Origin of the sequence: Pseudoxanthomonas kaohsiungensis, from assembly GCF_010211765.1 — a bacterium.
Classification (GTDB): Bacteria; Pseudomonadota; Gammaproteobacteria; order Xanthomonadales; family Xanthomonadaceae; genus Pseudoxanthomonas; species Pseudoxanthomonas kaohsiungensis.
The window spans coordinates 134539-152020 of the sequence record NZ_PDWO01000004.1 but is presented as its reverse complement, the minus strand read 5'-3'; the positions used below and the strand labels follow the sequence as shown (position 1 = coordinate 152020).

General features: G+C 68.4%; 18 protein-coding genes. 2 read left to right on the top strand and 16 right to left on the bottom strand.

The features are described 5' to 3' along the window. Nucleotides 1-21: 21 nt before the first annotated feature. The 4 genes from prpE to CSC66_RS06360 all read right to left on the bottom strand — a co-directional run bounded on the left by prpE (nt 22) and on the right by CSC66_RS06360 (nt 4138). Nucleotides 22-1914, bottom strand: a complete 1893-nt coding sequence (gene prpE / locus CSC66_RS06375) for a propionate--CoA ligase (protein ID WP_162376551.1) — start codon at nt 1912-1914, stop codon at nt 22-24. A 179-nt stretch (nt 1915-2093) separates the two neighbouring features. Continuing rightward, the gene (locus CSC66_RS06370) at nt 2094-3080 is read right to left on the bottom strand and encodes a malate dehydrogenase (protein WP_162376550.1); all 987 of its coding nucleotides are present in this window, start codon (nt 3078-3080) and stop codon (nt 2094-2096) included. Nucleotides 3081-3155: 75 nt separating this feature from the next. After that, nucleotides 3156-3515 carry a glutaredoxin family protein gene (locus CSC66_RS06365; protein WP_162376549.1) on the bottom strand — a complete coding sequence of 120 codons (360 nt, stop codon included), beginning with the start codon at nt 3513-3515 and terminating at the stop codon, nt 3156-3158. A 128-nt stretch (nt 3516-3643) separates the two neighbouring features. Beyond that, on the bottom strand, nt 3644-4138 hold the full coding sequence (locus CSC66_RS06360; RefSeq protein WP_162376548.1) for a peptidylprolyl isomerase: 495 nt from the start codon (nt 4136-4138) through the stop codon (nt 3644-3646). A 142-nt stretch (nt 4139-4280) separates the two neighbouring features. On the opposite strand from CSC66_RS06360, the gene typA reads away from it, so the two are divergent. Both typA and CSC66_RS06350 read left to right on the top strand, forming a co-directional pair. Further along, nucleotides 4281-6110, top strand: a complete 1830-nt coding sequence (gene typA, locus CSC66_RS06355; RefSeq protein WP_162376547.1) for a translational GTPase TypA — start codon at nt 4281-4283, stop codon at nt 6108-6110. Between the two features lie 137 nt (nt 6111-6247). Then, the gene (locus tag CSC66_RS06350; protein WP_162376546.1) at nt 6248-7873 is read left to right on the top strand and encodes an amidase; all 1626 of its coding nucleotides are present in this window, start codon (nt 6248-6250) and stop codon (nt 7871-7873) included. A gap of 9 nt (nt 7874-7882) precedes the next feature. On the opposite strand, the gene CSC66_RS06345 is transcribed toward CSC66_RS06350, so the two are convergent. From CSC66_RS06345 to rpsE, 12 genes are all read right to left on the bottom strand, one after another. Further along, nucleotides 7883-9019 carry a mechanosensitive ion channel family protein gene (locus CSC66_RS06345; RefSeq protein ID WP_162376545.1) on the bottom strand — a complete coding sequence of 379 codons (1137 nt, stop codon included), beginning with the start codon at nt 9017-9019 and terminating at the stop codon, nt 7883-7885. Nucleotides 9020-9278: 259 nt separating this feature from the next. Beyond that, nucleotides 9279-10673: a class II 3-deoxy-7-phosphoheptulonate synthase gene (locus CSC66_RS06340; RefSeq protein WP_162376544.1), complete on the bottom strand. Its 1395-nt coding sequence runs from the start codon at nt 10671-10673 to the stop codon at nt 9279-9281. A gap of 25 nt (nt 10674-10698) precedes the next feature. Further along, complete coding sequence (locus CSC66_RS06335) at nt 10699-11217, bottom strand: disulfide bond formation protein B (RefSeq protein ID WP_162376543.1); 519 nt, start codon at nt 11215-11217, stop codon at nt 10699-10701. A 160-nt stretch (nt 11218-11377) separates the two neighbouring features. Beyond that, the gene (rplQ, locus tag CSC66_RS06330) at nt 11378-11749 is read right to left on the bottom strand and encodes a 50S ribosomal protein L17 (protein WP_162376542.1); all 372 of its coding nucleotides are present in this window, start codon (nt 11747-11749) and stop codon (nt 11378-11380) included. A 181-nt stretch (nt 11750-11930) separates the two neighbouring features. Further along, nucleotides 11931-12929, bottom strand: coding sequence for a DNA-directed RNA polymerase subunit alpha (locus CSC66_RS06325; RefSeq protein WP_162376541.1), 999 nt, complete (start codon nt 12927-12929; stop codon nt 11931-11933). A gap of 156 nt (nt 12930-13085) precedes the next feature. After that, the gene (rpsD, locus tag CSC66_RS06320) at nt 13086-13715 is read right to left on the bottom strand and encodes a 30S ribosomal protein S4 (protein WP_162376540.1); all 630 of its coding nucleotides are present in this window, start codon (nt 13713-13715) and stop codon (nt 13086-13088) included. A gap of 14 nt (nt 13716-13729) precedes the next feature. Then, entirely contained in the window at nt 13730-14122 is a 393-nt protein-coding gene (rpsK, locus tag CSC66_RS06315) for a 30S ribosomal protein S11 (protein WP_013535974.1), read from the bottom strand. 12 nt (nt 14123-14134) lie between these two features. Beyond that, nucleotides 14135-14491 (bottom strand): 30S ribosomal protein S13, encoded by a 357-nt coding sequence (gene rpsM, locus CSC66_RS06310; RefSeq protein WP_162376539.1) that lies wholly within the window; start codon nt 14489-14491, stop codon nt 14135-14137. A gap of 323 nt (nt 14492-14814) precedes the next feature. Beyond that, the gene (secY, locus tag CSC66_RS06305; RefSeq protein WP_162376538.1) at nt 14815-16170 is read right to left on the bottom strand and encodes a preprotein translocase subunit SecY; all 1356 of its coding nucleotides are present in this window, start codon (nt 16168-16170) and stop codon (nt 14815-14817) included. A 7-nt stretch (nt 16171-16177) separates the two neighbouring features. After that, complete coding sequence (rplO, locus tag CSC66_RS06300) at nt 16178-16615, bottom strand: 50S ribosomal protein L15 (protein WP_162376537.1); 438 nt, start codon at nt 16613-16615, stop codon at nt 16178-16180. Between the two features lie 10 nt (nt 16616-16625). Next, on the bottom strand, nt 16626-16817 hold the full coding sequence (rpmD, locus tag CSC66_RS06295; protein ID WP_162311770.1) for a 50S ribosomal protein L30: 192 nt from the start codon (nt 16815-16817) through the stop codon (nt 16626-16628). Beyond that, a complete protein-coding gene (rpsE, locus tag CSC66_RS06290) occupies nt 16810-17352 on the bottom strand; it encodes a 30S ribosomal protein S5 (RefSeq protein ID WP_162376536.1) in 543 nt (180 codons plus the stop codon). The genes rpmD and rpsE overlap by 8 nt, the downstream gene beginning before the upstream one ends. Nucleotides 17353-17482 lie beyond the last annotated feature (130 nt).

The following is a 17482-nucleotide window of genomic DNA, read 5'->3' as shown; positions in this document are numbered from 1 at the left end:
ACGGGCCGCGCCACCGCCGCGTCAGCTGCCCGCGTCGGCGCCCCGCTCCAGCGCGCGCTTCACTTCCTCCAGCGCGTTGGGATCGTCGAGCGTGGAGAGGTCGCCCGGGTCGCGGTGCTCGGCCAAGGCCTGCAGGGAGCGGCGCAGCAGCTTGCCCGAGCGGGTCTTGGGCAGGGCATTGACCACGTAAACGCGCGAGGGCCGCGCGACCGCGCCCAGCTGCTCGGTGACGGTGCGCATCATCTGCGCGGCCGCTTCCGCCGATCCGGCATCGCTGCGCTTGAGCGTGGCGAACACCACGGGAACCTGGCCCTTCAGCTCGTCGTGCACGCCGATCACCGCCGCCTCGGCCACAGCCGGATGGCTCGATACCGACTCTTCGATCTCGCGCGTGCCGAGCCGGTGGCCGGCGACATTGATCACGTCATCGGCGCGACCCAGGATGAAGGTGTAGCCGTCCTTGTCGCGGATGGCCCAGTCCAGCGAGCTGTAGAGCAGCTGGCGGAAGTGGCCGAAGTAGCTGGAGAGGAAGCGCGCGTCGTCGTTCCACACCGTGGTCATGCAGCCGGGCGGCAGCGGTGGTTCGATCACGAGCACGCCCTTCTCGCCCACCGCCGCCTCGTTGCCGGTGGTCTCGTCGATGACCCGCAGCCTGTAGCCCAGGTTGGGCAGGCCCGGCGAGCCGAACTTCACCGGCTTCATGTCCACGCCCGGCAGCAGGCACAGCACCGGCCAACCGGTCTCGGTCTGCCAGTAGTTGTCGATGACCGGCTTGCCCAGCGCATTGGTGATCCATTGCGCCGTCGGTTCGTCCAGCGGCTCGCCGGCCAGGAACAGGTAGTGCAGCTTCGACAGGTCGTGGTCGCGGATGTATGCCACGTCGTGCTTCTTCAGCACCCGGACCGCCGTGGGCGAGGAGAACATGGTGCGCACGCCGTACTTCTCGCACAGCGACCACCAGATGCCCGGATCGGGGTTCACCGGCAGGCCTTCGTAGAGCAGCGAGGTGGCACCGACCAGCAGCGGGCCGTACACGTTGTACGAATGCCCCACGGCCCAGCCCACGTCGGAGGTGGAGAACATCACCTGGCCGGGACCGACGTCGTAGACCGTGCGCATCGACAGCGCCAACGCGACCGCATGGCCACCGACATCGCGCTGCACGCCCTTGGGCTTGCCGGTGGTACCGGAGGTGTAGAGCAGGTAGCTGGGCTCGTTGGATTCCAGCCACTCCACCGGAACTTCCTGGTCGCCGACCTGCGCGCGCAGCGCCGCGTAATCCTCGTCGCGACCTTCCACGCGCGGCTGTGCGGCGTCCAGTCCACGCGAGACGATCAGCACCTTCGACGGCGGGAACTTCGCCTCCGCGCAGGCCTGGTCCACCAGCGGCTTGTACGGGATCACCTTGCCGCCGCGGCTGCCGGCGTCGGCGGCGATCAGCAGCCTGGGCCGCGCGTCGTCGATGCGCAGGGCCAGGTTGTGCGCGGCGAATCCGCCGAACACCACCGAGTGGATCGCGCCGATGCGCGCGCATGCCAGCATCGCGAACACCGCCTCGGCCATGTTCGGCATGTAGATCACCACCCGCTCGCCGCGTCCCACGCCCAGCCGCTTGAGCACCGCGGCGAACGCGTTCACCTCGCGGTGCAGCTCGCGGTAGGTGATCTCGCGGGTGACCCCGGTCTCGGTGGATACCGCCACCAGCGCCAGCTGGTCGGCACGCTGCGCCAGGTGCCGGTCGACGGCGTTGTGGCACAGGTTGGTGGTGCCGCCGGCGAACCACTTGCGGAACGGGGGCTGCGTGTACTCGAGGATCTTCCGGGGCGGCTCGTTCCAGTCGATGGCGGTGGCCGCCTCGGCCCAGAACGCCTCGGGCTGCTCGATCGAACGCCGGTACAGGTCTTCGTAGCGCATGGCGGCTTCCCCTCCCGGGGGCGGCGGGCTGGCGATGGGCGGAGCTTAGTCCCGCCCCCCGCTCCCGGCCTTGCGACCTTGGTCGAAAATCCGCCCCGGAAACGGAAAAGGCCGGGAATTCCCGGCCTTTCCCCTGGCAACAGGTTGACCGGTCCGGTCAACCCGTTCCGACCCGCGCCTCAGCCCAGCAGGTGGGCGACGCCGGCGCGCTCTTCTTCCAGCTCGCCCAGGGTCTTGTCGATCGCCTTCTGGCTGAACTCGTCGATCGGCAGGTCGCGGACCATCGTGTACTTGCCGTTCTCGGTGGTGACGGCGAAGCCGAAGATCACGCCTTCGGGGATGCCGTAGGAGCCGTCCGACGGAATGCCCATCGTCACCCACTTGCCGTTGCTGCCCAGCACCCAGTCGCGGACGTGGTCGATGGCGGCATTGGCGGCCGAGGCGGCCGAGGACAGGCCGCGGGCCTCGATGATCGCCGCACCGCGCTTGCCCACCTTCGGGATGAACTCGTTGGCGTTCCAGTCGGCGTCGTTGATCTTGTCCTTCAGCGATACGCCCTTGGCGGTGGCGAAGCGGTAGTCCGGGTACATGGTCGGGCTGTGGTTGCCCCACACCACCAGCTTCTCGATGTCGCCCACGGCCACGCCGGCCTTGGCGGCCAGCTGGCTCAGCGCACGATTGTGGTCCAGGCGCAACATGGCGGTGAAGTTCTCCGGCTTCAGGTCCGGCGCCGACTTCATCGCGATGTAGGCGTTGGTGTTGGCCGGGTTGCCGACCACCAGCACCTTGACGTCGCGGCTGGCGACCTTGTTCAGCGCCGCGCCCTGGGCGGTGAAGATCTTCGCGTTCTCCAGCAGCAGGTCCTTGCGCTCCATGCCCGGGCCGCGCGGACGCGCGCCGACCAGCAGGGCCACGTCGGCGTCCTTGAACGCCACTTCCGGATCGTCCGTGCCGACCACGCCGGCCAGCAGCGGGAAGGCGCAGTCCTCCAGCTCCATGATCACGCCCTTCAGCGCCGCCTGGGCCTTCTCCATCGGCAGCTCCAGCAACTGCAGGATCACGGGCTGGTCCTTGCCGAGCATTTCGCCGGAGGCGATGCGGAACAGCAGGGCGTAGCCGATCTGGCCGGCGGCGCCGGTGACGGCAACTCGAACGGGGGTCTTCATCGGGTGGGAGGTCCTTCGTTGGATGCGGTGGTTCGCGTGGGAGTGGAGCGGACCGCGTGCGCGGCACCGCGCAGGTTAGTAGACGTCGTAGCCCAGGGGCGTCAGACCTTCGTCAAGGGCGCCGGTGTCGTAGCCGCGGACCACGGCCTGCCCGATCACGGTCACCGGCACGCCGCGGGCGCCGAGCGCGCGCATGGCGCGCCCGCCGTCCTCGTCGTCGATGTCCAGCACCCGGTAGCGCACCCCGGCCCGCTCGAAATCGCCCTGCTGCTTGCGGCAGTAACCGCACCACTCGGCCGCCAGCATGACGATGCCCGCCTCGCCGGTGGCCACCCGCGGGTCGTCCGGATGCAGGTCGGGCTGGCGGTCGTGGGACCACCAGGCATAGAGCCCGCCGGCGAGGCCGGCGATCAGCAGGAGACCGAGGATGCGCATGGGGTCGGGTCAGGGCCGGCGCGTGGCGGGCCGGTCAGGAGGGTGGGTCCGGGGCCGGTGATTTTATCACGCGGCCCCCGGGCGGCCGGGCCCGCGGGTACGGGCGGGCCGGCCAGGTCGGATGCCGGTCAGGCGCTCAGGTAACGGTTCCACTCGGCGACGCGGTCGGCCTTGGCCGCCAGCACCGCGGCGGCGTCGCCCTCGATCTTCACCGAGTTGATCTTGTCGCCCTGGGCGACGGCGTCGACCACGTCCAGTCCCTCGACCACCTTGCCGAACACGGTGTGGCGGCCGTCCAGCCACGGGGTGGCCACGTGGGTGATGAAGAACTGGCTGCCGTTGGTGTTCGGACCGGCGTTGGCCATGGACAGGACGCCGCGCTCGTGGGCCACGCCATTGCTGGTCTCGTCCTCGAAGCGGTAGCCCGGGCCGCCGCGGCCGGAGCCCTCCGGGCAGCCGCCCTGGATCATGAAGTCGGCGATGACCCGATGGAAGCTCAGGCCGTCGTAGAAGCCGCGCTGGGCCAGGTTGACGAAATTGGCCACGGTCAGCGGCGCCTTCTCGGGCAGCAGGTCGACCTTGATGACGCCCTTGGCGGTGTCGAAGGTGGCGGTCAGGCTCATGTGTTCAGCTCCAGATGCCCGGTGGGGGCGGTTGACCGGTTATAATAGCGCGCTTCCTTTCGCCCCCTCCCCGCGCCTTGCCCCTTCGAAGGGGGTACCTGGGTGCGCGTTCCCGATCCCACGCGTCACGATCCCAGAATCCATGTCCATCGAAAACCTGCGCAACATCGCCATCGTCGCCCACGTCGACCACGGCAAGACCACCCTCGTCGACCAGCTGCTCAAGCAGTCGGGCACGCTGTCCGAACGCACCGTGCTGGCCGAGCGCGTGATGGACAGCAACGACCAGGAAAAGGAACGCGGCATCACCATCCTGGCCAAGAACACCGCCATCACCTGGCAGGGCAACCGGATCAACATCGTCGACACCCCCGGCCACGCCGACTTCGGCGGCGAGGTCGAGCGCGTGCTGTCGATGGTGGACACCGTGCTGATCCTGGTCGACGCGATGGACGGCCCGATGCCGCAGACGCGCTTCGTCACCCAGAAGGCGTTCGCGATGGGCTTCAAGCCGATTGTGGTCGTCAACAAGATCGACCGCCCCGGCTCGCGCCCGGACTGGGTCGTGGAACAGGTCTGGGACCTGTTCGACCGCCTCGGCGCCACGGCCGAGCAGATGGACTTCCCGATCGTCTACGCCTCGGCGCTCAACGGCTACGCCTCGCTGGATCCGGAAGCGCGCTCGGGCGACATGACCCCGCTGTACGAAGCGATCATGCAGCACGCGCCGCGGCCCGAGGTCGACCTCGAAGGCCCCTTCCAGATGCGCATCAGCCAGCTGGACTACAACAGCTTCGTCGGCGTCATCGGCATCGGCCGCATCCAGCGCGGCACGCTGAAGAAGAACATGCCGGTGGCGGTGATCGACCGCGAGGGCAAGAAGCGCCAGGGCAAGGTGCTGCAGGTACTGGGCTTCATGGGCCTGGAGCGGATCGAACAGGAGTCGGCCGAGGCCGGCGACATCGTCGCCATTTCCGGCATCGCCGAGCTGACCATCTCCGACACCGTCTGCGCACTCGAGGCGCCCGAGGCGCTGCCGGCCCTGACCGTCGACGAGCCGACCATCTCGATGACCTTCCAGGTCAACAACTCGCCGTTCGCCGGCAACAAGGACCTGTCCGGCGGCAAGTTCCTGACCAGCCGCCAGCTGAAGGACCGGCTTGACCGCGAGAAGGTGCACAACGTAGCGCTGAAGGTCGAGCAGCTGGAGGACGCGGACAAGTTCCTGGTCTCCGGCCGCGGCGAGCTGCACCTGTCGGTGCTGATCGAGAACATGCGTCGCGAAGGCTACGAGCTGGCCGTGTCGCGCCCCGAGGTCATCATCAAGGAGATCGATGGCCAGCTGATGGAGCCGATCGAGCAGCTCGTCGTCGACGTGGAGGAGATCCACCAGGGCGGCGTGATGGAGAAGCTGGGCACCCGCAAGGCGCAGCTGAAGAACATGGAATCCGACGGCAAGGGCCGCGTGCGCCTGGACTATGAAATCCCGGCACGTGGCCTGATCGGCTTCCAGAACGAGTTCAAGACCCTGACCCAGGGCTCGGGCCTGCTGTTCCATGTGTTCGACCACTACGGCCCGAAGGAACAGGGCGCGATCGCCAAGCGCATCAACGGCGTGATGATCGCCAATGCGCCGGGCGCCACCCCGGCCTACGCGCTGGGCCCGCTGGAGGAGCGCGGCCGCCTGTTCGCCGCCGAAGGCGACATGGTGTACGAGGGCCAGCTGGTCGGCATCCACTCCAAGGACAACGACCTGACCGTCAACGCGATCAAGACCAAGCCGCTGACCAACATGCGCGCTTCGGGCAAGGACGACGCGATCAAGCTGACCCCGGCGATCAAGTTCTCGCTGGAGCAGGCGCTGGATTTCATCGAGGACGACGAGCTGGTCGAAGTCACCCCGAAGGAGATCCGCCTGCGCAAGAAGCTGCTGACCGAAAGCGACCGCAAGCGGGCGTCGCGGGCGGCCTGACGCCCGCAGCAGCCTGCTGCGGCTGCGTGCCTGCCCCTCCAGGACGCCGGCTCCCACGCCGGCGTTCTGCGTTTCGCAGGTTTGCCAAGGCCGCGAAGCGGTCGTAGGCTCTTTCCGGAGGCTCCGGGGAGAGTTCGATGCGCCCGACCACATGGCTGGTCACCGCCGTCCTGTGCTGCCTGGCATCGGCCTGTCGGCCCGATCCGGAGCCAGCGCAGGACGCCGCACGACCGACGCCATCCACCACCGGCTTCGCCTATGCCGAAGCCGGCATCGCCGACCTGCAGGCGGCAATGGCCCGCGGCGAAACCAGCAGCCACGCGCTGGTGCAGGCCTACCTGGCGCGGATCATCGAGCTCGACCGCAATGGCCCGCGCCTCAATGCGATCATCAGCCTCAATCCACGCGCACGCGCCGACGCCGCTGCGCTCGACGCCGAGCGCGCCGCGGGGCGCGTGCGCGGCCCCCTGCATGGCATCCCGGTCCTGCTCAAGGACAACATCGACGCCACGCCCATGGCCACCACCGCCGGGTCGCTTGCCCTGGCCGAGCTGCGGCCGGCGCACGACGCATTCTTGGTGGCGCGGCTGCGCGAGGCCGGCGCGGTGGTCCTGGGCAAGGCCAACCTCAGCGAATGGGCCAATTTCCGCTCCAGCCGCTCGCTGTCCGGCTGGAGTTCGATCGGTGGGCAGACGCGCAATCCCTACGCGCTGGACCGCTCCCCTTGTGGTTCGAGCTCGGGCACGGCGGTGGCGGTGGCGGCGAACATGACCGCGGTCGGCATCGGCACGGAGACCGACGGCAGCATCCTCTGCCCCGCCGCGGTCAATGGCGTGGTGGGGCTGAAGCCGACCGTCGGCCTGGTCAGCCGCAACGGCATCGTGCCGATAGCACCCAGCCAGGACACCGCCGGGCCGATGGCGCGCAGCGTGGAGGATGCCGCGATCCTGCTGGCGGCGATCGCCGGTCGCGATCCAGCCGATCCGGCCACCGCCGACAACAGCGTGCTGGCCAGTTTCGACTACGCGCAGCAGCTGCGCGGCGCCAGCCTGCGCGGTGTGCGCATCGGGCTGCTCCGCGACCGCCTGTCGATCTCGCCCGAGGCGGCCACGGCGACCGAGCGCGCGGTGGCGGCGATGCGCGATGCCGGCGCGGTCGTGGTCGACGCACGCATTCCCACCCAGGACCAGTGGCGGGACGACGAGCGCGAAGTACTGCTGTCCGAATTCAAGCCGGCGCTGGAGCAGTACCTGCGCCAGCGGCAGGCGCCGGTGCAGAGCCTGCGGGCACTGATCGACTACAACCGCGCGCATGCGTCCCAGGTGATGCCCCTGTTCGGCCAGGACCTGTTCGAGCAGGCCGACGCCCGCACCGGCCTGGCTTCACCCGACTACATCTCCGCGCGCACGCGGGCCCGTCGCCTGGCGGGACCGGAAGGCATCGATGCCGCGCTGGAGGCGCAGCAGCTGGATGTCCTCGTAGCGCCGACCACGGGGGTGGCCTGGCCGGTCGATCCGGCGCAGGGCGACCACTTCCCCGGCAGCGGCTACGGCGCCGCCGCGGTCGCCGGCTATCCCGCGCTGACCGTGCCGATGGGCCACAGCGATGGCCTGCCGCTGGGCCTGACCTTCATCGGCCCGGCATGGAGCGAGGCGCGGTTGCTGCGCATCGGTCATGCCTACGAACAACTCACCCGTGCGCGCCATCCGCCGGGGTTTGCCGCGGGCAGCCCGCAATCCATTGCGCCGGGCAACGCCCGCTGAAGCCTCGTCTCATGGCGTTCCGGGCAGGTCGTCGACGTCTTCGGCACGCGGGGAACTCGGAATGCCGGCCGCCGGCAGCTGCGTCGGCGAGGCACCGGCAGCCTCTGCGTGCCGTTCGACCTGCGCACGCAACCTCGGCAACGCCTGCGGGTGGTGCTCGGCCAGGAAGGCGATCATCCGCTCCCGCACCGCGCAGCGCAGGTCGAACGCCTCGCCCGAATCCCTGGCACTGACGAGCAACCGCACCTGCATGACGTGCTCGCTGGTTTCGGTGACCTGGGCGATGCAGACGCGGCCATCCCAGCGCGGATCGTCGTGGCAGATGCGCTCAAGCTCCGCGCGGACCTGGTCCATCGGCGTGCGGTAGTCGAGCCACAGGAACGCCGTACCCAGCATCTGCGCCGTGCTGCGCGTCCAGTTCTGGAACGGGTTCTCGATGAACCAGGACAACGGCACCACCATCCTGCGCTCGTCCCAGATGCGCACCACGACGTACGTGCTGGAGATCTCCTCGATCCGCCCCCACTCGCCCTCCACGATCACCACGTCGTCCAGGCGGATCGGCTGCGCCAGCGCGATCTGCAGGCCGGCGATCAGGTTGCCGAACACCGGCCGTGCGGCGATGCCGGCCACCAGGCCCATGATGCCGGCCGAGGCCAGTAGCGTGGTGCCAATCTGGCGCACCGCGGGAAACGTCATCAGCGCCAGGGAGACGCCGAGCAGGATGATGGTGCCCATGGCGATGCGGCTGAGCACCCGCGCCTGGGTCTGGATCCGCCGCGCATGCAGGTTGTCGGCGACCTCCATCGGATTGCGGCGCAGGATCGAGGACTCGATCGCCCCGACGATGCGCACCAGCAGCCAGGTGACGCAGGCGAGCAGCGCCAGGCGCAGCACGTGGATCCACAGCTCCAGCTGCGATTCGGGCATCGGCACCGTGCGCACCGCCACGCTCACGAACAGCAGCGGCAGCGCGAATGCCATCGGCACGGTCACCACCCGCACCCAGCGCGCCCGGCTTGAGTCGCGCTGGGCGGCTCGGCGCGCAAGCAGGCGCAATCCGAAATGGACGAGCAGGCCGAGCAGCAACGCCCCGCCCAATGGGACCACGTAGTCTCCCCAGTGGCTCCAACTCCATGCGTCCATCGTTCTCCTCCTGTGGGGGGCTCGGGAAGGTGCGCGTGGCACGCGTGTGGCTCCAGGCAGGAGCCACGCGATGGAACGCGCGATGGCTTCCCATCCTGCAGGATGCGGGGTGATGGTGGCGTCGGCTGGCGGCGGCACGCCACGGAAGGTCGCAGCGCGCGTTGAGTGCCCTTCGAGGATGAGCGAGACGCGGCGATACGCGGGGCGCCCCGCTGCTGCAGCGCCAAGCCCTATCCTTGCGTGCCCTGGCGCGCGTGGCTCAGGTCGATGCGTCGCCGCTGCGCTGGCCCTGCTTGCGCACGATCGCCATCGCGATCTCCAGCGACTGCTCGTAGTTGAGCCGCGGGTCCACGGAGGAGCGGTAGGCGCGCTCGAGGTCGACCTCGGTCAGTTCGCGCGCCCCACCGGTGCATTCGGTCACGTCTTCCCCGGTGAGCTCCAGGTGCACGCCACCCAGACGCGTCCCGGCGGCTGCATGCAGGTCGAAGGACTGCTCCACCTCGGACAGGATGTTGGCGAAGCGGCGGGTCTTATAGCCGTTGGCAGTGCTCTCGGTGTTGCCGTGCATCGCATCGCAGACCCACAGCACGCGCCGGCCGTCGCGGCGGACGGCATCGAGCAGCGGTGGCAGCCGGTCCGCGATCTGGGCGGCCCCCATGCGGTGGATGAAGGTCAGCCGCCCGGGCTCGTCATCCGGGTTGAGCACGTCGACCAGGCGCAGCAGCTGGTCCGGCTGCACCGACGGGCCCACCTTGATCGCGATCGGATTGCGGATGCCGCGGAAGTACTCCACGTGGGCGCCGTCCAGCGCGGCGGTGCGCATGCCGATCCACGGATAGTGCGTGGACAGGTTGAACCAGCCCCACTGCCGCGGTACCTGCCGTGTCAGCGCCTCCTCGTACGGCAGCAACAGGGCTTCGTGCGAGGTGTAGAAATCGATCCGGTTGAGGTTGTGCACCTCCACGCCGGCCAGCGTCTCCATGAACCGCACGGCGTCGCCGATCGAGTTCACCATCTTCTGGTAGTCCTCGGCCAGCGGCGAGCAGCCGACCCAGCTCAGGCTCCAGTACTCGGGATGGTGCAGGTCGGCGAAACCGCCGTCGATCAGCGCGCGCACGAAGTTCATCGTCATCGCCGAGCGCGCATGCGCGGTGATCATGCGCCGGGGATCGGGCACGCGCGCTTCCGCCGTGAACGCCGGGCCGTTGACCACGTCGCCGCGATAACTCGGAAGGCTGACCTCGCCACGGGTTTCCAGGTCGGCCGATCGCGGCTTGGCGTACTGGCCGGCGAAGCGGCCGACGCGGACCACCGGCAGCCGCAGGCCATGGACCAGCACCAGGCTCATCTGCAGCAGCACCTTGAGCCGGTTGGAAATGGTGCCGGACTCGCAGTCGCTGAAGTTCTCGGCGCAGTCGCCGCCCTGCAGCAGGAAACGCTTGCCTTCCTGCGCTTCGGCGAGCTGCTTCTTCAGCGCGAAGATCTCCCACGAGGTCACCAGTGGCGGCAGCTGCCGCAGCTCGGCCAGCGCCGCCTCCAGCGCGGCTGCATCGGGGTATTGCGGCATCTGCAGCGCCGGACGGGCGCGCCAGCTGGAAGGCGACCAGCTCTGCGCCAGGTCGACGGCGTGCAGGGTGCGCTCGGGCGTGCTCATGGGCGGGTTCGCGTCGGAAGGAGGATCACAGGCGGTTGCGTCCCTTGCGGCGCCGGAAGGCGGCGAACAGGCCCCACAGCGCCAGCAGGACGAAGCCGGCCAGGCTCCAGGCCGGCATGCTGAGGCCGAACAGGGTCCAGTCGACATCGCCGCAGTTGCCGGTGCCCGTGAGCACCTTGCGCACCAGCTCGAGCGGGCCGTGTGTCTCCTGCAGGAACGACAGGGGCGGACCGCACGACGGCGCCAGCTCCTTGGGCAGGGATTGCAGCCACACATGGCGGCCGGCGATGCCGATGCCGACGGCCGACGCCAGCAGCACCAGCACGCCGTAGAAGCCGCGGCCGCCCGGGGAACGCGGCGCATGCAGGCCACCGAGCAGGAACACCAGTCCCAGCGCCGCGTAGGCGATGCGCTGGAAGATGCACAGCGGGCAGGGTTCCAGGCCCTGGTAGAGCTGGGTATAGATCGCGTAGCCGACAAGCGCGACGCAACCGAGGAAGCCGGCGAGGAACTGCGCGCGGAAACTCCAGCGGAAAGGATTCATTGGCAGGATCGGGGCCGCCGCCCGCAGGGAAGATGCAGCGATTATTCCGCATCCGGGGCCGCAACGGTAATCGTCGCGCCTGAAACGAAAAAGCCCCGGCCGTGCCGGGGCTTTCGATCCCGTCGCCACGGGGGCGGCGGACGGAATGTGTCGTGCCGGATTACTCGGCGGCCTGCGGGCGATCGACCAGCTCGACATACGCCATCGGCGCGTTGTCGCCGGCGCGGAAGCCGCACTTGAGGATGCGCAGGTAGCCGCCCGGGCGGCCCTGGTAGCGCGGGCCCAGCATGGTGAACAGGTTGCCGACGGCTTCCTTGTCACGCAGGCGGGCGAACGCCAGGCGGCGGTTGGCGACGCTGTCGACCTTGGCCAGGGTGATCAGCGGCTCGGCGACGCGGCGCAGTTCCTTGGCCTTGGGCAGGGTGGTCTTGATCAGTTCGTGCTTGAACAGCGAGGCGGCCATGTTCTTGAACATCGCTTCGCGGTGGGCGCTGGTGCGGCTGAACTTGCGGCCGGCTTTCTGGTGGCGCATGGTCGTGGTTCCTGTGGAATGTTGTGGCGGTTGTGGTTCGCTGTCGCCATCCAGGCGTTGCTGCTGTGGACTGCGCTGGCCCGAACCGGCACTCCTTGGCCGGTGAGTCGCCGCGGGCCTTCAGGCCCGTCGGCGCCGAAACGTTCCCGCATCGCGATGGATGCGGGAACGGTGTTGCTTCTTAGCCGAGCATGCCGTGGGCGGCGACGCCCGCCGGCGGCCAGTTCTCGAGCTTCATGCCGAGCGAAAGGCCACGCTGGGCGAGGACTTCCTTGATCTCGGTCAGCGACTTCTTGCCCAGGTTCGGGGTCTTGAGCAGCTCGACCTCGGTCTTCTGGATCAGGTCGCCGATGTAGTAGATGCTCTCGGCCTTGAGGCAGTTGGCCGAACGCACGGTCAGCTCGAGGTCGTCGATCGGGCGCAGCAGCACCGGATCCACGCCGGTCGGGGTGGCCTTGGCGGCGCCACGGTCGCGGTGGGTGAAGTCGCCGAACACCGACAGCTGGTCGCTGAGGATGTCGGCGGCGGTGCGCACGGCTTCCTCGGCGTCGATCGTGCCGTTGGTCTCGATGTCCAGGACCAGCTTGTCCAGGTCGGTGCGCTGCTCCACGCGCGCGGCTTCCACGGCGTAGGCGACGCGGCGGACCGGCGAGAACGAGGCGTCCAGGACCAGGCGGCCGATCGTGCGGGTTTCCTCGTCCGGACGGCGACGGGCGGTCGCCGGCTGGTAGCCGAAGCCGCGCTCGATCTTCAGGCGCATGTTCAGCGCCGTGTCCTTGGTGAGGTGGCAGATCACGTGGTCGACGTTGAGGATCTCGACGTTGTGGTCGGTCTTGATGTCACCGGCGGTGACCACGCCCGGACCCTGCTTGGACAGGCTCAGGGTGGCGCTCTCGCCGTTGTGCATGCGGATGGCGACGTCCTTCAGGTTCAGCAGGACTTCCAGCACGTCCTCCTGCAGGCCTTCGACCGTGGTGTACTCGTGCAGCACGCCGTCGATCTCGACCTCGGTGATCGCGAAGCCGGGGATCGAGGACAGCAGGACGCGGCGCAGCGCGTTGCCCAGCGTGTGGCCGTAACCGCGCTCGAGCGGTTCGATCACGATCTTGGCGCGATTGTCGGTGAGGCGTTCGATCTGCGGTCCGCGGGGACGCAGGACCTGGTTGGCGGTAACCGTCATGTTGCGGATTCTCCTGCAATGAGCCGACGATCTGGGAACCGCCGGCTCTGGCTTGTGGCCCCGTCATCCGGGGGCGGCCGGAAGGCGGGGCGACGCGATCCGGCCGGGGTGTGGGATGCGGCGCCGCGCCCGGGAGGGCGCGGCGGCCAGCCACTGTTACTTCGAGTACAGCTCGACGATCAGCGCTTCGTTGATGTCGGCCGGCAGGTCGGCCCGGTCCGGGACGGCCTTGAACACGCCGGCGAACTTCTTGGCGTCGACCTCGATCCACGACGGGGTCATGTCGTGCTGCTCGGCCACGGTCAGGGCTTCCTGGACGCGCAGCTGCTTCTGCGCCTTCTCGGACAGGGCGATCGCGTCGCCGGCCTTGACCTGGTACGACGGCAGGTTCACCGGCTTGCCGTTGACCAGCACGCCGCGGTGGCTGACCAGCTGGCGCGCCGACGGACGCGTGACCGCGAAACCCATGCGGTAGATCACGTTGTCCAGGCGGGTTTCCAGCAGCTGCAGCAGGTTCTCGCCGGTGTTGCCCTTCTTGGTCGAGGCCTTCTTGTAGTAGTTGCGGAACTGGCGCTCCAGCAGGCCGTAGATGCGCTTGACCTTCTGCTTCTCGCGCAGCTGGGTGGCGTAGTCGGACAGCTTGCCCTTGCGCGCGGTCGCGCCGTGCTGGCCGGGCTTCTGCTCCAGCTTGCACTTGGAGTCCAGCGCACGGGCCGGGCTCTTGAGGGAAAGATCGGCGCCTTCGCGGCGCGCGAGCTTACAGGTAGGACCGATATAACGAGCCATTTCTTATCGCCCCCTTAGACGCGACGCTTCTTCGGCGGACGGCACCCGTTGTGCGGGATTGGCGTCACGTCGATGATGTTGGTGATCTTGTAGCCCACGTTGTTGAGCGAGCGGACGGCCGATTCACGACCCGGGCCCGGCCCCTTGATGCGGACTTCAAGCGACTTCACACCGTAGTCGAGCGCGGCCTTGCCGGCCTTCTCGGCGGCGACCTGCGCGGCGAACGGGGTCGACTTGCGCGAGCCGCGGAAACCCGCGCCGCCCGAAGTCGCCCACGAGAGCGCGTTGCCCTGGCGGTCGGTGATCGTCACGATGGTGTTGTTGAAAGAAGCGTGGACATGCGCGATGCCGTCGGTGACGACGCGCTTGATCTTCTTCTTGGTCTTGGCTGCTGCCGGCTTTGCCATGGTCGGTATCCCTTACTTCCTGATCGCCTTGCGCGGACCCTTGCGGGTGCGGGCGTTGGTGCGGGTGCGCTGGCCGCGCAGGGGCAGGCCACGACGGTGACGCAGGCCGCGGTAGCAGCCCAGGTCCATCAGTCGCTTGATGGCGATGCCGATTTCGCGACGCAGGTCGCCTTCGACCACGTACTTGCCGACTTCGGCGCGCAGGCGCTCGACTTCGGGCTCGGACAGGTCACGGATCTTGGTGTTGGAAGCCACACCCGCGGCTTCGCACACCTTCTTCGACCGGGTCCGGCCGATGCCAAAGATGCTCTGCAATCCCACCCAGACGTGCTTCTGAGTCGGCAGGTTGACGCCTGCAATACGCGCCATGACGCGATCTCCAAACTTGAGGGTCGGCACGCGCCCAGGGCACGCCCGACAGGATGGTTCAAAAGTGAACTGCGAATTCTATCAATGTCCCGGATTACTTGGAAGCCCGGGGCCCGAAGGCCCTGGACCCGGCATGGGGAGTGTGCCCATGCTCCGGCGCCGGATCCCGCTGACCGCCCGGTTGCCCGGTGGCCGGCCGCGCTACTCCAGCGCGGCACCGCAGAATCTCACCCTCGCGCGAGACGTCGCGAGGGCCGCCCATTTGGTTGATCCGGTCATGTCCGGATGCCGGCGGAATGGGTCCGCCGGGATGGAATCTGGGGTCAGCCCCGGGCGAGACCGCCGCGGGAGCCACCCTTGAGGTTGGCCTTCTTCAGAAGGCTCTCGTACTGGTGCGACATCAGGTGGGCCTGGATCTGGGCGATGAAGTCCATCACCACGACCACCACGATCAGCAGCGAGGTGCCGCCGAAGTAGAACGACGTGTTGAGCTGGGTGCGCATCACCTCCGGCAGGAGGCAGACGATCACCAGGTAGGCGGCGCCGGCGGCGGTCAGGCGGGTCAGCACGCCGTCGATGTAGTCGGCGGTGGCCTTGCCCGGCCGGATGCCCGGGATCAGCGCGCCGGACTTCTTCAGGTTGTCCGCGGTTTCCTGCGAGTTGAACACCAGCGCGGTATAGAAGAACGCGAAGCCGGTGATCAGCGCGGCGAACACGATCATGTGCAGGGGCTCGCCCGGGGCCAGCGCATTGGACACGCGCTGCAGCCAGGTCGCCTGCGTGGCCTGGCCGGACCACATGCTCAGCGTCGCCGGGAACGCCAGGATGCTGGAGGCGAAGATCGCCGGGATCACGCCCGACATGTTGAGCTTGAGCGGCAGGAACGAGGTCTGGTTCATGTACGCGTTGCGGCCACCCTGGCGCCGCGCGTAGTTGACCGTGATCCGGCGCTGGCCGCGCTCGACGAACACCACGAACCAGGTGAAGCCCAGCACCACCACCACGATCAGCAGCAGCGACAGGAAGTTGAGGCTGCCGTTCTGGTAGGCCTGCACGGTCTGGATCACGGCCGACGGCAGGCCGGCGACGATACCCGCGAAGATGATCAGCGACACGCCGTTGCCGATGCCGCGCTCGGTGACCTGCTCGCCAAGCCACATCAGGAAGATGGTGCCGGCGGTCAGCGCCACCACTGCGGTCAGGACGAAGCCGATGCCCGGGGTATAGACGACCGGCACGCCGCCCGGCGCGGTCTGGTTCTGCAGCGCCATGGCGATGCTTCCGCCCTGCACCACCGCCAGCAGCACCGCGCCGACGCGCGAGTACTGGGTGATCTTGCGGCGGCCGGACTCGCCCTCCTTCTGCAGCGCCTTCAGCGCCGGGAAGATATGGACGGCCAGCTGCATCACGATCGACGCCGAGATGTACGGCATCACGTTGAGCGCGAAAATGCTGAAGCGGTGCAGGGCGCCGCCCGAGAACATGTTGAACATGTCCACGATGCCGCCGCCCTGCGCCTGCATCATGGCGAGCATGGCATCGGGGTTGACGCCCGGGACCGGCACGAAACAGCCGATCCGGTAGACGACCAACGCACCCAGCACGAACAGCAGGCGCTGGCGAAGTTCGGTGAACTTGCCCAGGCCGCTGCCGAGATTGCCGATGCCAGCTTGCGCCATGTGCTTCTTACTCCTCGATGCTGCCGCCGGCGGCTTCGATCGCGGTCTTGGCACCCGCGGTCACCTGCACGCCCTTGATGGTCAGCTTGCGCGACAGTTCGCCCTTCTTGACGATCTTGGCGCGCTTGGCCGTCGACGGAACCAGCTTGGCCGCCTTCAGCGTGGCGAAGTCGACGGTGTCGCCTTCGACCAGGTCGAGCTTGTACAGCAGCACTTCGGCGGTGTCCTTGGCGGTCACCGAGCGGAAGCCGACCTTCGGCAGGCGACGCTGCATCGGGGTCTGGCCGCCTTCGAAGCCTGCCTTGATCTTGCCCTTGCCGGAGCGGGCGAACGAGCCCTTGTGGCCGCGGCCGGCGGTCTTGCCCAGGCCGGAACCGATGCCGCGACCGACGCGGGTCCGCTCCTGGCGGGCGCCCTCTGCGGGCTTGAGAGTGTTGAGACGCATGGTGTTCTCCTTAGTCCTCGACCCGCACCAGGTAGTGCAGCTGGTTGATCAGACCGCGGACCTGCGGGCTGTCCTTCAGCTCGCGCACGTCGTTGAGCTTGTTCAGGCCCAGGGCCTTGACCGACAGGCGGTGGCGGGCCTGGGTGCCGCGCAGGCCGCGCACCAGGCGCACCTTGACGGTCTTGTTGGACTCGTTAGCCATTGAGGAGTTCCTCCGCCTTCTTGCCGCGCTTGGCCGCGATGCGGGTCGGCGACTGCATGGCTTCCAGGCCGGCCAGGGTGGCGCGGACCAGGTTGATCGGGTTGCGCGAACCGACGGCCTTGGCCAGCACGTTCTTCACGCCGACCGCTTCCAGGACGGCGCGCATGGCGCCGCCGGCGATCACGCCGGTACCTTCGGAGGCCGGCTGCATGAACACGCGCGCGGCGCCGTGGCCGGCCTTCACCGGGTGCCACAGGGTGCCGTTGTTCAGGTCGACGGTCAGCATGCCCTTGCGCGCATACTCCATCGACTTCTGGATGGCGACCGGGACCTCGCGGGCCTTGCCGTAGCCGAAACCGACCTTGCCGTCGCCGTCGCCGACCACGGTCAGCGCGGTGAAGGTGAACTGGCGGCCGCCCTTGACGGTCTTGCTGACGCGGTTGACCGCGACCAGCTTCTCGATCATGCCGTCGTCGACTTTCTCTTCGCGGTTGCGGTCGCGATCGCGGCCCCGCGGCTGACGCTCTTCTGCCATTGCTGTGATTCCTTGGTTGTCTGGATATGTACGGCTCGTGGCCGCTTATGGTTGTGGGCTGTCGCGGTGCAACGTCACGCCCCCGCAGAAGGAGGACGGCGTCCGGCGCACCCTGCGCCGGCAGGTCGGG